The following is a 15,090-nucleotide window of genomic DNA, read 5'->3' on the forward strand; positions in this document are numbered from 1 at the left end:
TGCCCGGCTGCCGCCGGATTGACTTTGCTGCCCGGCCGAACCCTAGATGAACATGACGGTTCTTTAATGAGATGAAAAGGGAATGCGGTACGGGGAAACTTCCCCAACGCCGCGGCTGCCCCCGCAACTGTATGCGGTGAATCCTTCGTCAGATGCCACTGGGAATCTCGGTCCTGGGAAGGCGACGAAGGGTAACGACCCGCGAGCCAGGAGACCTGCCGTCAGCCGTGGTCACACGCGATGATGCCGGTCGGGGAGTACAGGCATGAGCTTCACCTGATGCTGCAAGCACGATGGTGAGACTGGTTCGCGGTGACGTGCCACTGACGTTACCGAGGTCTCGCCTATGTCCGCCTTCCCACCCCATCGCCGCCGCGCGCTTCTGCTCGCGTCGACGATGATCGCGCCTGCAATCCTTGCTTCAGGTGCACGGGGGCAGCAGGCGCCCGCTCCCGATCAGCTCCCGGCGATCGAAGTCACCAAACCGGGCGACCAGAACGTCACGCGCGCCAGGCCGGCCGCTGACGAAGCGCCGTCCTCGCGCCGCCCGGCACCGGGCACCGCGCAGAGCAGCAACACCGTCAGCGGCGCCGGATCGAGCTCGACGGGGACCGGCGCGGCCACCGGAACTGGTGGCACCGGCGGCGGCCGCCAGTTCGCCGGCATTGTCGGCTCCTCCTCGGCCGTGATCACCGCCGACGACATCGCGCATTCGCCGGTGCATTCGTTGCCCGAGATCCTTGCGCAGGTGCCGGGCGTCCAGCTGCAAACTCCCTATGGTGGACCGAACGGCGCCAAGACCTCGGTCGACCTGCGCGGCTTCGGCGCATTCGCGACGGACAACACGCTGTTCCTGCTCAACGGCCGCCGCCTCAACGACATGGACAAGGCGGGCTTCGACCTCACCACGATCCCGCTCGATTCGATCGAGCGCATCGAGATCACGCGCGGCAACAGCGGTGCGGTGCTCTACGGTGACAACGCGGTGGGCGGCGTAATTAACATCGTCACCAAGACCGGCGCCGGCGGTCCGCCGGCCACGATCAGGGCCGAGGGCGGCGCCGGCTCGTTCAACACGCGGACGGCCGCAGTCTCCGCGGCGCTTAATTCGGGACCGTGGTCCACCTCGTTCTACGGCAACGGCATCAAGTCCGACGGCTACCGCGTCAACAATGCGCTCGACCAGCGCAACGCGATCGGCAACATCAACTACACCACGTCGGATCTCAGCGCGTTCCTGACCGTCACCGGCAGCGACCAGAAGCTCGGCCTGCCCGGCGGACGGCTGGTCGATCCGTCGATCGGCGTCAACGAGCTGCTCACCGACCGCCGCGGCGCCGCCACGCCGTTCGACTACGCCAACCAGCAGACCTCAAGCGTCACGGCCGGTTTCACCAAGACATTGATGAACGGCGTCGACCTGATCGTCGACGGAGGCTGGCGGCAGCGCGACACGCAGAGCGGCTTCTTCGGCACGGTGCCGACGCCGAGCTTCTCCTCCACCTACAACGACGCCGCGCTCGAGACCTGGTCGCTGACGCCGCGGCTCAGCGTCAAGACCGTGATGCTCGGAATGCCGTCGACGATCCTGACCGGCATCGACTATTACGATTCGACCTTCCGTGAGGCGCGCGGCGCCTATCAGGGCGTCGATCCCTTCCATATCTACAATATCGAGCAGCGGTCCGTGGCCGGCTATTGGCAACATACGCTGGGCCTGTTGCCGACGACCGACTTCTCCTACGGCGCACGCGTTCAGAACACCGGCGTCTCGGCGCGCGACCGCTACGACCCGAACGCGCCGTTCGCGTTCGACACGCAGGCCTCCCCGCTCGACAGCAACGAGACGCAGTACGCGCTGCATGTCGGCGTCGAGCATCGCCTCACCGACAGCTTTTCGGTGTTCGGCCGCGCCGCGCGTGCATTCCGCACGCCCGATGTCGACGAGCGCGTCGCGTCGGGACCGTCGTTCGACCCGCTGACCTTCGCGCCGATCCCGCAGACCTTCCAGCTCAAGACCCAGACCTCGGAAGACGTCGAAGGCGGCTTCCGGGTCAAGACCAACCTGTTTCAGGTGCAGACCAGCGTCTATCTGATGGATCTCGAGAACGAGATCCATTTCAATCCGGTGCTGTTCTACAACACCAACCTCGACCCGACCCGCCGCTATGGCTCTGAGACCAGCGCCTCGCTCAAGGTCAGCGACACCGTGACCCTACGCGGCGGCATGGCGATCACCCGCGCCGTATTCCGCGAAGGCATGTGGGCCGGCAACGACGTGCCGCTGGTGTCGCGCTACACCGGCAATCTCGGCGTCACCTGGAATATCTGGCAGAACTATCTGGTGTTCGATGCCACGGTGCGCGCCTGGAGCTCGCGCATCATGGACAACGACCAGGCCAACACCCAGAGCCGGATTCCCGGCAGCGCCACCGCCGACATCAAGCTGAGCGGGCAAGTTGACCGCTTCTTCTGGTCGCTCAGCGTCAACAACCTGTTCAACGCGCTCTATTACGACTACGCCATCGCGAGCACGTTCACGGATGGCCGCTTCTCCGCCTACCCGCTGCCAGGCCGCACCTACATGGTCAGGGCCGGCGCGACGTTCTAGAGCATGATCCGGTGTGGCGGGGTGTGACCCCGCCGCACCGTCTCCTCATGACGAGCGCACGGAAACTGGAGTAGAATTCCCTGAGCGGATTTGACCCGCGCAGGGGAAACACATGGCCAAGGCCGGGAAGCAGAGCAAGGGCGGCGCCAAGATCAACGACAAGACCGACGACGAGGCGAAGAAACCTCCGCCGCCCGCAGCGCCGGCTGACGACGACTGTTACGAGGATGGCGACATCGCCACGCCGAAGATCGATCGCTACGGCAATGATGACGAGCCGTTGTAGGGGTTAAGCGAAATCCATCCACGAAGTCGTCCTGGCGAAAGCCAGGACCCATTGCCCCTGAAGCGCGCTATCGGGCGAGGTGCCGCCCCAGCGTGCCACCAAACTTGCAGCGGTGGTTATGGGTCCTGGCTTTCGCCAGGACGACGTGGTGAAACATCGCGCGAGAATTCCTCACCCTCGATCGTCCTGATACTCGCGCGATCGAGCAGATGCGCGCCAAAGCCGCCGCGCGCCAGCGATGATGCGATTTGCGGCGATGCGAGCAGCAGAACCGTCGTCATCGCCAGTGGCACGGCACTGAGCCAATCGAGCCGCACCGGCGTCAACTCTTCGCTGCTGGCCCGATAGAGGCCTTCACCCGTGGCAATGCGGCCGCATTCCCTGATCAGGTCGCGCCGCGTGCCGTCGCGCGACGCACTGCCGAGCAGCGCCTGCATCGCGAGATGCGTCCGCACCCCGGCGCGGCTCTCGGCCGCCGGTGGCGGCGTCTCGCCGAGCGAGACGCGCAGCAGCAGATCGACCAGATCGGTGCTCGACTGGTACGCGTTCATGGGCTCGACCAGCCGCGGATTGCAGTCGATCAACAGCGGCGTCGCGCTGTCGAACGGCATGATGACGTCGACCGAAAGCGCGCCATGCCAGCCGAGATGCGCGCCGATGGTCTCGAGGCAGGCGCGGATCGCCGGGCGGCTCACACTCTCCTTGATCGCCTCGCCGCCGCCGACACCGGCCGCGATCTGCCGGTAGGCGTGGAAGCCAATGAGCGTGCCGCGACAGAACACCGACTGCGCCTTCTCGACCGTGCCGGTGATGAGATCCTGCGCCAGCACCTCGCCGGCAAAATCGCCCGAGGATTCGAGATCGTACAGCGCGCGGTTGAGATCGCCGGCATCGCGCACGAACCAGATGCCGCGGCTCGCGGTGCCGACCGACGTCTTGACCACCGACGGAAACCGCAGGCCGTCGCGCAGCTCCTCGGCCGAGCGCACGATCCGGGTCGGCGGCTGCGGCAGGTCGAGCTGGTCGAGCAGCCGGCTGAAGCCGGCCTTGCTGTGCACCGTGCGATAGGAGGCGAAATCCGGCAGCGCCAGGCCGGTGTGCGACGTCAGCCGTGCCGCGGCGCGCGCGAACAGGAAGCCCTGTTCGTGGGTCGGCAGCAGCACATCGAAATGCTGCGCCGCCAACAGCCACTCGACGAAGCCGAGGAAGCCGGCCGGATCGGTGCGCAAAGGCGGACAATGGTGATACTTGCGGACAAAGCGGGAGTAGCGCGCCAGGCACCAGCGCGAGGGATCGCAGACTTCGACGTGATGGCCGGCCAGCCCCAGGATCGTGATCGCCTCGCGGCCGGAGGTGCTGGAGCCCTCCGACACCAGCACCCGGAGCTGCTTTTTGGCGTCGATCATGGCCGATCATCACCGCGCCGCCACGCTTTGTCGCCGCCTTTAATGCCGCATGTGTCGATCCGGCACGCCCGCGCCGGGGGCAGCCATGCGCCTGCGTTCATGGACAATTAGCGGCCAGTCTCTATTTTCGGCGGGCCCTGCCGGGCGTTGCTTTCATTTGGGGCGTTTTCTTCACGCGAACCGGTGCCCGCTTCGCTCGAAAACGCTTCTGGAATCGGGGTTGTCTCAGGAATGGTCGACGTTCTGGCTGCACCGCAGCAAGCGAAAGCCGACAGCGCACTGCGCACGTTGACGGGGATTTCGGTCGCCCATTGGGTCAGCCATTTCCATATCTTCGTGCTGCCGATGCTGTTCCCGTTCCTGAAGCAGCAACTCGGCGTCGGCTATGTCGAACTCGGCCTGGCGCTGACCGTGTTCGCGGTGGTCTCCGGCCTGACCCAGGCGCCGATCGGCTACCTCGCCGACCATATCGGCGCGCGCAAGATCCTCTTGATCGGGCTGACCGTCGGCGGCTGCGCGCTGATCGGGCTCGGCCTGCATCTGAGCTACACCTCGCTGATCGTCTGCGCCGTGCTGCTCGGCCTCGCCAACAGCGTCTATCATCCGGCCGACTACGCGATCCTCTCGGCCCATATGGACGAGGCGCGGATGGGCCGCGCCTTCTCGATCCACACCTTTGCCGGCTTCCTCGGCGGCGCGGTGGCGCCGGCGATCATGGCCGCATTGGTTGCATCGATCGGCGGCCTCGGCGCGCTGATCGTGGCCGGCGCGATCGGTCCGCTGGTGGCGCTGTTCCTGATCGTGCTCGGCATTCCCGACGCCGGCGCCAACAAGGGCAAGGCCAAGGACGACGCCGCTCCGAAGGCCAGCGTGATCACGCCGGCGCTGATGGTGCTGACCGCCTTCTTCACGCTGCTCAGCCTGTCGACCTCGGGCATCAACAATTTCGGCGTGGTCGCGCTGATGGGCGGCTACGGCGCGTCGTTCTCGACCGCCAACATCGCGCTGACCGCATTCCTCGGCGCCAGCGCGGCGGGCGTGCTCGCCGGCGGCTATCTCGCCGACTGGACCCATCGCCACAGCCAGGTCGCCGCGGGGTGCTTCGCGGCCAATGCCGTGCTCGTGCTCCTGATTGCGATGGCGAACCTGCCGCCGGTGGCGCTGACGCTCGCGATGGGGCTTGCCGGGTTCCTCGGCGGCGTGATCGCGCCGTCCCGCGACATGATGGTGCGCAACGCGGCGCCTCCCGGTGCCGCCGGCCGCGCCTTCGGCATCGTCTCCACCGGCTTCAACTTCGGCGGCATCGTCAGCCCGCTGCTGTTCGGCTGGATCATGGACCAGCACATGCCGCGCTGGGTGTTCGGCACCTCGGTGGTCTTCATGGTGCTGACCGTGCTGCTCGCGCTGGTCACCGAGCGCAAGCCGCAGGCCTCCGAAGCTGCAATCCAGGCGCAGGCCCGTTAGGGCGGCCGCGCCCGGATCGCCCTGACCCGCGAACCGCCGGCAATCGCCGCTTATTGGCGGGGTTTTGCGCCACGACGACTGGCGCATGCCGCTTCGAAGCACTAGCTTGATTTCGACTCTTCCGAATCGGGGGAGGTTATTGTGCTTTCTGAGAAATTTTTCCTGTTTCTTGAAACGCTCATAAGCCACGCCGACGACGACAATCCGGTCGTGGTAAGCAGTGCGCCGCATATTCCGATTGGTCAGGAAACAGCTTTGGACAGCGCCGGAGCCGGTGCGTCGACGGAGCCAGCCTTGCCCGACGACCAAGTCCGGCTTCCCACGCGGTGATGGCGCCGCGGGCCAGCCGCGTATCGAGCCAACCTCCATGGGAGGTGTGGCGGACGACTACCGTTGCCGGACTCACCGGCCCCAGAATGCCGGCGTCGTCTTGAAGCGCCGCCAAGTCTTGCGCAGCGTCTTTGCCACCGCGATCTGATCGCGGGCCAGCCAGCCGGCCATCGCACCGATACCGAGATGAAGCGACGGCTGGTCGTCCTGGCGGATGGAATGAAGCAGCACGCGCGTGCTCCCGATGTCGCACACCCGCCCCAGGCTGGTCTGCAGCCCGGCGAGCCGCTTCACGTAGCGCTTCGCCGGTGCGTGGGCGGCATAAAGCGGCAGGAAGAACTCGGCCGCATAGCGCAACTTCTTCAGATTGATCCTGAGATTGTGCTGCGCATGGATATCGAGCCGCCGGAAGCGCGCACCGCGCTTCAATGTCTTGCGATGCAGCCGTTCCAGAATCTGATCCGCGAGCACCCGCATCGGCTGCGACAGCACAGCCAGCGCCTCACTGTCGATCTCGTTGCGCCAGCCGCGGCGCTCCGCCAGATGCCCGAGCGAGAGCAGGAAGCGGCTGCAACGCGGATCGGCCAGAACGCCATGCAGGGCGCCGTAGCTCGACTTGCGCTGCTGGTCGACCGCCTGGCGCAGGCCATCCAGGTCGATATCCGGAGCCGCCTTGACCAGGCGGGCGATCGTCGTTTCGGCGAACACGTCCCAATCCCGGGTCTGGCCGAGTTGCCGCATCAGCCATTTTGCTTCGCTGTCGAGCGCCAGAAATGCCGGCGACGGAATATCGCGCCGGAACAGCACGCAGATCGTCCGCAAGCGCCGCAAGGCCACCCGCATCTGGTGCACGCCTTCGGGGTCCGAACCCTGTTCGGCCACCGCGTGATTTTTCAGAAGATGATGCCAGCAGGAGCCCACCAGCAGTGCGATGACGTCGTCGACCACAAGCTCGGGGGTGATCCCTGACGACTCGGCTTTCGCGGCCGATGGCGCGACATCAAACGCAAGCGCATAGCCCCGTTCGGCCTTGCTGCGCGTGCCAATCTGCAGCGGCGCGGCGTCGAGCAATTGCGCACCGAGATCGAACAGAACGCCGGCATTGCCGCTCTTCAGTTCAAGCTCGATCTCCGACAGGACCTCCTGGCGCGCAGCGGCCTCGATCGTCCCCTCGTCGAAGACAACTTCAACCGACGCATCGGGCAGATCGAGCTGCCGCGCGTGCCGGCGCACCTTTGTCACGAAAACCGGCACCAGCGCGTCGTTGCTCAGCGCCGCCATGGGATCGCCGACCTCGTCGGCGGGGAATCGCGTCAGATCGGGGGTAAGGCCCTCGATCGGCACCTCCCATTGGCGCCGCATCAGGGGCCGCCCGCCATTGGGTGCCAGTTTCAGTGTCTGGATGAATTGCTTGCCGCTGTGCCGCACGCGGAGCGACATGCCATGCTGAAACAGCAGGCGCTCCGGCGTGTCGTAATACACCGTCTCCAGCCGGTGGAATGCGCCGCGGTTGCGCGCATGCTGCACGATGCAGGGTGCCTCGCGGAGTTTTTCGAGGCTACCTTGCGGCGCCAGCAATTTGAGTTCGATTTCCGCCTGATCGCCATGCCCGATTGCAATGGCAGTGCTTGCCTCGGTCACGACCGGCCGCCGCTCATCCAATGATAACGCCCCCAGAGTGGGGTGTATGAAGGTTTCATGACCATGACAAGGCAAATCCCGCGCATTGGCGGCAAATTGTATCCAAATTTACGATTTGAAGTTGCATGAAATTGCACCGCCATCCAGAGGGGAAGAAACGCGCGCCGCGCGTTCTCGATGCTTTCAACGCTGCCATTCGAGGCCGCCTGCTTGTAATTATATCGTAATGCGATATGACGCGGCATCCATTTCAGCCGAGCCTTACGTCACCAATGAGCGTCATCTCCACCAAATCGAACGCCTCCGCCAACACCAGCACCAAGATCAGCGACAAGGCCAGCCACCTTCTGAGCGATTTCACGACCGATCCGCGCGTCGTTGTGATCTCGGCCATCGCCGTGTTTGTCTCAGCCGCCGGCGTCCTGGCCGGTGCGGGATTGCTCGAGCTGATCAAGCTCGCCACCAACATCGCCTATTTCGGCCAATTCAGCTTCGCGGATCTAAGACTGCAGGATTCGCCGCTCGGCCTCTGGACCGTGCTGGTGCCGGTCGCGGGCTCGCTGATCATCGGCCTGATGGCGCGCTTCGGCAGCGAGAAGATCCGCGGCCACGGCATTCCGGAAGCGATCGAGGCGATTCTGCTCGGCCGCTCCCGGCTCGACCCCAAGGTCGCGATCCTGAAGCCGCTGTCGTCGGCGATCTCGATCGGCACTGGCGGCCCGTTCGGCGCCGAAGGCCCGATCATCATGACGGGCGGCGCGATCGGCTCGCTGATCGCACAGATGCTCCCGGTGACGGACAACGAGCGCAAGACCCTGCTGGTGGCGGGCGCCGCCGCAGGGATGACCACGGTGTTCGGAACGCCGATTGCGGCAATCATGCTCGCGGTCGAACTGCTGCTGTTCGAATGGACGCCGCGCAGCTTCATTCCCGTCACCGTCGCCGCCGTGGTGGCCGCCGTCGGCCGCACCTTCCTGCACATGCCGGCGCCGCTGTTTCCGTTCACCGGCAGCGTCGACATCTCGCTGCTCCAGCTCGGTACCTGGATGCTGATCGGAATCCTGTCCGGATTGCTGTCCGGCGTGCTCACGCAACTCGTCTACGGCTGCGAGGACATCTTCCTCAAATTGCCGATCCACTGGATGTGGTGGCCGCTGATCGGCGGCCTGGTCGTGGGTCTCGGCGGCTTGATCGAGCCGCAGGCGCTCGGCGTCGGCTATGACAATCTGGCGTCGATGCTCCGCGGCGACGTGGTGCTGAAGGCGGCGCTGCTGCTGCTCGTCGTGAAGGCCGTGATCTGGTCGGTCGCGCTCGGCTCCGGCACCTCGGGCGGCGTGCTGGCGCCGCTGCTGATCATGGGCGGTGCGATGGGGACCGCGCTGAGCGGTTATCTGCCGGCGGCAAGCCCCGGCTTCTGGGCGCTGCTGGCGATGGCGGCGACGATGGGCGGCACGATGCGGTCACCCTTGACCGCGACCTTCTTCGCGGTCGAGCTCACCGGCAACACCCACGTGCTGCTGCCGCTGATCGCAGCCTGTTGCAGCGCGCATGGCGTCACGGTGCTCTTGATGCGGCGCTCGATCCTGACCGAGAAGGTGGCGCGGCGCGGCCACCATCTGGTGCGCGAGTACCGCGTCGATCCATTCGCGCTGACGCGGGTGCGCGACGTCATGACCAAGGCGGTCGACAGCGTCTCCGACACCATGACATTGCATGGCGCGGCAGCGTTCCTGACCAACCCGAAGACCAGTCATCCGAGCTTCCCGGTCGTCGACGCCAACCATCACGTGCTCGGCGTGATCGACCCGCCATCGGTGCTGCGCTGGCGCCGCGCCGGCAAGCATCGCACCGCGACGCTCGGCCAATTGCTGGCGGGCAGCAAGATCACCGTCGCCTATCCCGATGAATATCTCGATCGGCTCGCCGATCGCCTGATGCAGGTCAACATCTCGCATCTGCCTGTGATCTCGCGCGAGGACCAGCGCCTGGTCGGCTATATCGGCTGGAAGGATCTGATGCGCGTGCGCGCCAGGCTGCAAGCCGAAGAGACCCAGAAGACGGCCTTCTTCGGCACACGATAGATCAGCGGTGGTCTTGCCCGGTGGAACAAATTTCCGCCGGGCGGCAACGCCAGAGCGCGAAGACCTGCCAGCGCATCCCAGAGCTTCATCGGCGCTGGTTGACAGCATCAAGGGGTCACCCATGATGCCGGACAATCAAAAACAGCCTCGGGATGAAATGCCATGACCTCGACCCCAGACCTCGTGATCCGCGGCGGCACGATCGCTGACGGCAAAGGCGGCGACCTCTATGAAGCCGATGTCGCGATCTCAGGCGGCAAGATCACTGAAGTCGGCAAAGTCTCGGCAAAGGGCAAGGAAGAGATCGACGCGCGCGGCAAGCTCGTCGCGCCGGGCTTCGTCGACGTCCACACGCATTACGACGGCCAGGTGACCTGGAGCCAGGACATCACGCCGTCCTCGCAGAACGGCGTCACCACAGCGATCATGGGCAATTGCGGCGTCGGCTTCGCGCCGTGCCGGCCGAGCGACCACAACAGGCTGATCCAGTTGATGGAAGGCGTCGAGGACATTCCGGAGCCGGTGCTCTCCGCCGGCATTCCCTGGGCGTGGGAGAGCTTCCCCGACTACATGGAATGGCTGTCGAAGCGCAGCTTCGACATGGATATCGGTGCGCAGCTGCCGCACGCGGCGCTGCGCGTCTATGTGATGGGCGAGCGCGGCGCGCGCCGCGATCCGGCAACGCCCGAGGACAACAAACAGATGGCGGCGCTCGCCGGCGACGCGGTGCGTGCGGGCGCGTTGGGTTTCTCGACCTCGCGCACGCTCAATCACCGCACCTCGACCGGCGACTACACGCCGACCCTGAAGGCCGGCGAAGACGAACTGACCGCGATCGCCGGCGCGATGCACGGCGTCGGCCGCAGCGTGCTGCAATTCGTGCTCGACCAGAGCACCGTCCACGAAGACCTGCCGATGATGCTGCGGGTCGCCGAGAACACAAAATGTCCGATCTCGTTCTCGGTCGCCCAGGCCGACAAGGCACCACGGCGCTGGCGGCAGACCATGGACACGATCAATCAGGCCGCCGCCCGCGGCCTGTCGATCACGACCCAGATCGCGGCTCGCCCGGTCGGACTGCTGCTCGGGCTCGAATTGTCGCGCAATCCGTTCCAGACCCATCCGAGCTATCGCGAGATCGCAAAATTGCCGCTGACCGAGCGGCTCGCGCATCTGCGCCGGCCCGAGGTACGCGCCGCGATCCTGAGCGAGAGCGCGACCGCGACCGACGATCCGCTGTTCTTCCGGCCGAACTACGACAAGATGTATCTGCTCGGCAATCCGCCGGACTATGAACAGCCGCCGGAGAATGCGCTCGGCCCGCAGGCGCGACGCCAGGGCCGGCAACCGGAAGATCTCGCCTATGACGCGATGCTGACCGACGAAGGCCGCGGCATGCTCTACGTGCCGTTCCTGAATTATGCCGACGGCAATCTCGACGCCGTGCACGAGATGCTGCGCGAGCCCAGCGCCGTGCCCGGCCTGTCCGACGGCGGCGCGCATTGCGGCATCATCTGCGACGCCAGCTTCCCGACCTATCTCCTGACGCACTGGACGCGCGACCGCAGCCGCGGCGACAAGCTCTCGATCCCGTTCGTGATCGCGGCGCAGTCACGCAAGACCGCGCTGTCGGTCGGCCTGCATGATCGCGGCGTGATCGCGCCGGGCTTCAAGGCCGACGTCAACGTGATCGATTACGACCGGCTGCACCTGCACCCGCCGAAGGTGCATTACGACCTTCCCGTCGGCGGCCGCCGCCTGCTGCAACAGGTCGACGGCTACGACGCGACGATCGTCTCAGGCGTGGTGACTCAGCGCGGCGGCAAGGCCACCGGCGCACGGCCGGGCAAGCTCGTCCGCGGCGCGCGCGGATTGAATTGAGATAGAGGCAGCGATCGGTGCGTACCCCGGATGCAGCGAAGCGCAATCCGGGATAGGCCCCATCCGCGGGCAGAGTGCCCCCGGATTTCGCTCCGCTTCATCCGGGCTACCGGCGCTCGACATTGATACAAACCGTGACGCCACTTCACCCTCCCCTGGAGAGGGAGGGTCGTTGCGCACGGAGCGAAGCGCAATGTGATCCGACCCTCCCCAGGGCAGGGGCAACGCTCCCGTTTACGTCGGCGACATTGCGCCCTTGATCGTGCCCGACGGTTGCGCCTGACCGGTCAGCCGCGCCCGCTCGGTGTTAGGCCACAACAGCAGCAGGCCGAGCAGGCCCGATCCCACCATGATCGCGGCGTTGATGGTGAAGCCGGTCATGTAGCCTGCCATCGGCGTGGCGGCATGCTGGATCACATTGCCCATCACCATCGGCGCCAGGATGCCGGAGATCGTGTACAGCGCGCCGTAGATCGCGATGACCGCGCCGCGCTGCGACACCGGCGTGAACTCGCCGAGCATCGGCGGGCACACCACATAGATCGAGCCGCACAGGCCGGAGCCGATCACCAGCGCTGCGATCATCACCCCGCCCGGCGGCGCATAGGGCAGCGTCGCGAGAATGCAGCCGCCAAGGACCAAGGGCGCCGCGCCGAGCACGCCACGCGCACCGCGGGTGGTGAAGCCGCGCGCCAGCATCAGCTGCGAGATCCAGCCGGTGAGGAGCACGATCGTCGCGCCGAAGATCCAGGGCAGGATCGAGACGAAGCCGGCCTGCTGCTGCGAGAAGCCGAGCCCCTCGATGATGAAGGACGTGAACCAGGTCAGCCCGAGCGACAGCGCCCAATAGGCGCCGAAGGTCGCGATCACGCAGCCGACGAAGGTGCGCGACGTCAACAGCTTCAGGTAAGGAATCCGCGGCTCGTCGGCGGCGACGGCTGTCGTCGAGACCAGCGGCCCTTCCTTGCCGAGCGCGAACCAGGCAACGGTCCAGAGCAGGCCGACGATGCCGAGTGCGCCGAACGCGTGATGCCAGCTGTGATTGACGATGATCCAGTTCAGCGCGGGCACCGCGAGGATCACGCCAAACGCCGAGCCCTGCGACAGGATCGCGGTCGGCAGCGTGCGCTTCTCGTCCGGAAACCACTTGTAGATCGCGTGCGCGGCGACCGAGAAGGCCGGTCCCTCGCCGGCGCCGAGGATGATACGGCAGATCATCAGCGTCGTGAGGCTCACGGTGCCGATCATCGGAAATTGCGCCAGCGACCAGATCACCGCGAGGATCAGCAGCACCCAGCGCGTATCAACGCGGTTGACGATGAAGCCGACCACGATCGCAGAGATCGAAAACAGGTAGAAGAAGGACGAGCCGAGATCGCCGAACTGCTCCGGAGTGAGACCCATCTCCTTCCGGATCGGGACGCCGGCGAGCCCGACCACGATCTTGTCCGCAAAGTTCACCACCATGAACAGGAACAGGAGGAAGGTGATTGTCCAGGCGCCTTTGGGCGTCCCCGTTGACATCCCTTTGGGCGTCGGCTGCGTTGTCATGTCTGGCTCCCCGTCGTTTCGTTTTGGGCTTCGTAAAATCGGCCCCGATCGGCGATGCTAGCCACGCCTCGCCGCGCAACGCAACAACGCATTTTCCCGGGGGTCGCACGACCCGCCGCGCCTGTCACGGCCGATCACGATCGCGTCGTCGTGGCCGCGAAGCGGTGATCTGTCATGGAGGCGCTGCTATGTTCGGGAGCCACGAAAAGCCAAGGTTACTAAAGGTTGGGTTATTTCATGAACAGATTGATCCTTCGCGCGATCGCCTGCACTGCGTTCGCGTCCACCGCCCTCCTCGCTGCGACGGCCGTCCGCGCGGACGACACCGCAAGCCCCGACTACGCCGCGATCGTTGCCGCCCCCGATCGCAGCGACGCGGATCGCCAGGTCGACCAGCGCCGCCAGCCCGCCAAGATGCTCGCCTTTGCCGACGTCAAGCCCGGCATGACCATCCTCGACATGGCGGCGAGCGCCGGCTACAGCACCGAATTGTTGGCCCGCACCGTCGCCCCGTCGGGCAAGGTCTACGCGCAGGATTCGGCGGCCGTGCTCGAGCGCTTCGTGAAGGACAAGTTCGACACCCGCGCCAAGGCGCCCGCGATGAAGAACGTGGTCCATGTGGTGCGCGACTATGACGACCCGATCCCGCCCGAGGTCAAGGACCTCGACATGATCACCTTCTTCTTTTTCTATCACGACATCTCGTATCTGCCGGTCGATCGCGCCGTGATGAACAAGAAGATGTTCGCCGCGCTGAAGCCGGGCGGTTACCTCGTCATCGCGGACCATTCCGCCAAGCCAGGCGAAGGCACCAGTGTCGCCAAGACGCTGCACCGGATCGAGGAGAGCACCCTGAAGCAGGAGATCGAGGCCGCCGGTTTCAAGCTGGTCGCCGAGGGCGATTTCCTGCATCATGCGGAGGACCCGAAGGACATTCCCGTCTTCAAGGCGCCGGTGCCGATCGACGAGTTCGTCCTGAAATACCAGAAGCCGCAATGAGGCACGGCCATCGCTTCATCTGACCAGACCGCCGCGGTGCTTCGCGTCACCGGCCTGACCAAGAGTTACCGCTCTGCCGGTGAAGACGTCGCGGTGCTGCGCGGCGTCGACCTTGCCGTTGCAACCGGCGAGAGCGTGGCGCTGACCGGCGAATCCGGCAGCGGCAAGAGCACGCTGCTGCATCTGATCGCGGGGCTCGATGCCGCCGACAGCGGCGAGATCGCCCTCGCCGACAGCATCGTCTCCGGGCTCAACGATGCCGGCCGCGCCGAGCTGCGCCGCGACCGGCTCGGCCTGGTCTTCCAGCAGTTCAACCTGATCCCGAGCCTGACGGTTGCAGACAATCTCATCTTCCAGTCGCGCATTGCCGGCCGGCACGATGCGGCCTGGCATGATGAGCTGGTCGAGCGCCTCGGCCTCAAGAATTTCCTCAAGCGCTATCCCGAGCAATTGTCCGGCGGCCAGCAGCAGCGCGTCGCGATCGGCCGCGCGCTGGCGCCGAAGCCGCTGCTGCTGCTCGCCGACGAGCCCACCGGCAATCTCGACGAGGATACCGCCGACGAGGTGCTGCATCTCGCGCGCGATCTGGTCGTTCGCACCGGCTGCGGCTTCCTGATGGTCACCCACAGCGCGCGGCTCGCCGCGACGCTCGACCGACAGGTCAACCTGCACGCCGGGGTGATTACGTGACCGGAGCGTTTTCGAGCGAAGTGGATACCGGTTCGCGTGAAGAAAACGCGTCAAAGCAAGAATCTGGAGCCCCGTTCCGATCCAATCGGAACGGAAGAGGCTCCAGGGCGCTCTGGATCCTCGCTGTGCTGCTCAGCCACTGGCGGCGGC

11 protein-coding genes, 1 pseudogene and 1 riboswitch are annotated in these 15,090 nt (G+C 65.7%); of the genes and pseudogenes, 8 read left to right on the plus strand and 4 right to left on the minus strand.

Translation table 11 applies throughout. The annotated features are described in order from the left end of the window. The first annotated feature begins 39 nt into the window (after positions 1-39). Positions 40-237: riboswitch (cobalamin riboswitch) on the plus strand. 160 nt (positions 238-397) lie between these two features. Beyond that, positions 398-2,611 carry a TonB-dependent receptor gene (locus tag ACVILL_RS10200; RefSeq protein WP_456728935.1) on the plus strand — a complete coding sequence of 738 codons (2,214 nt, stop codon included), beginning with the start codon at positions 398-400 and terminating at the stop codon, positions 2,609-2,611. 112 nt (positions 2,612-2,723) lie between these two features. Then, the gene (locus ACVILL_RS10205) at positions 2,724-2,897 is read left to right on the plus strand and encodes a hypothetical protein (RefSeq protein ID WP_456728936.1); all 174 of its coding nucleotides are present in this window, start codon (positions 2,724-2,726) and stop codon (positions 2,895-2,897) included. Between the two features lie 116 nt (positions 2,898-3,013). Here ACVILL_RS10205 and ACVILL_RS10210 read toward each other — a convergent pair whose 3' ends face one another. Beyond that, positions 3,014-4,303, minus strand: coding sequence for a hypothetical protein (locus ACVILL_RS10210; protein WP_456728937.1), 1,290 nt, complete (start codon positions 4,301-4,303; stop codon positions 3,014-3,016). Between the two features lie 231 nt (positions 4,304-4,534). On the opposite strand from ACVILL_RS10210, the gene ACVILL_RS10215 reads away from it, so the two are divergent. Together ACVILL_RS10215 and ACVILL_RS10220 are read left to right on the plus strand one after the other, a co-directional pair. Continuing rightward, on the plus strand, positions 4,535-5,767 hold the full coding sequence (locus tag ACVILL_RS10215) for an MFS transporter (protein ID WP_456728938.1): 1,233 nt from the start codon (positions 4,535-4,537) through the stop codon (positions 5,765-5,767). 141 nt (positions 5,768-5,908) lie between these two features. Then, positions 5,909-6,097, plus strand: coding sequence for a hypothetical protein (locus tag ACVILL_RS10220; protein ID WP_456728939.1), 189 nt, complete (start codon positions 5,909-5,911; stop codon positions 6,095-6,097). A 72-nt stretch (positions 6,098-6,169) separates the two neighbouring features. On the opposite strand, the gene ACVILL_RS10225 is transcribed toward ACVILL_RS10220, so the two are convergent. Together ACVILL_RS10225 and ACVILL_RS10230 are read right to left on the minus strand one after the other, a co-directional pair. Next, positions 6,170-7,168, minus strand: coding sequence for a CHAD domain-containing protein (locus ACVILL_RS10225; protein ID WP_456734229.1), 999 nt, complete (start codon positions 7,166-7,168; stop codon positions 6,170-6,172). A 3-nt stretch (positions 7,169-7,171) separates the two neighbouring features. Beyond that, positions 7,172-7,738: pseudogene (locus tag ACVILL_RS10230) on the minus strand (CYTH domain-containing protein); the annotation flags it as partial. 272 nt (positions 7,739-8,010) lie between these two features. Here ACVILL_RS10230 and ACVILL_RS10235 point away from each other — a divergent pair. After that, on the plus strand, positions 8,011-9,819 hold the full coding sequence (locus ACVILL_RS10235) for a chloride channel protein (protein WP_456728940.1): 1,809 nt from the start codon (positions 8,011-8,013) through the stop codon (positions 9,817-9,819). 162 nt (positions 9,820-9,981) lie between these two features. Beyond that, positions 9,982-11,700 (plus strand): N-acyl-D-amino-acid deacylase family protein, encoded by a 1,719-nt coding sequence (locus tag ACVILL_RS10240; protein WP_456728941.1) that lies wholly within the window; start codon positions 9,982-9,984, stop codon positions 11,698-11,700. A gap of 234 nt (positions 11,701-11,934) precedes the next feature. On the opposite strand, the gene ACVILL_RS10245 is transcribed toward ACVILL_RS10240, so the two are convergent. Then, positions 11,935-13,251 (minus strand): MFS transporter, encoded by a 1,317-nt coding sequence (locus tag ACVILL_RS10245; protein WP_456728942.1) that lies wholly within the window; start codon positions 13,249-13,251, stop codon positions 11,935-11,937. A 237-nt stretch (positions 13,252-13,488) separates the two neighbouring features. Here ACVILL_RS10245 and ACVILL_RS10250 point away from each other — a divergent pair, with 237 nt between their 5' ends. Further along, positions 13,489-14,250 carry a class I SAM-dependent methyltransferase gene (locus ACVILL_RS10250; RefSeq protein WP_456728943.1) on the plus strand — a complete coding sequence of 254 codons (762 nt, stop codon included), beginning with the start codon at positions 13,489-13,491 and terminating at the stop codon, positions 14,248-14,250. 36 nt (positions 14,251-14,286) lie between these two features. Next, positions 14,287-14,940, plus strand: coding sequence for an ABC transporter ATP-binding protein (locus ACVILL_RS10255; RefSeq protein ID WP_456728944.1), 654 nt, complete (start codon positions 14,287-14,289; stop codon positions 14,938-14,940). Positions 14,941-15,090: the final 150 nt, after the last annotated feature.

Source organism: Bradyrhizobium sp. USDA 3364 (genome assembly GCF_054056355.1).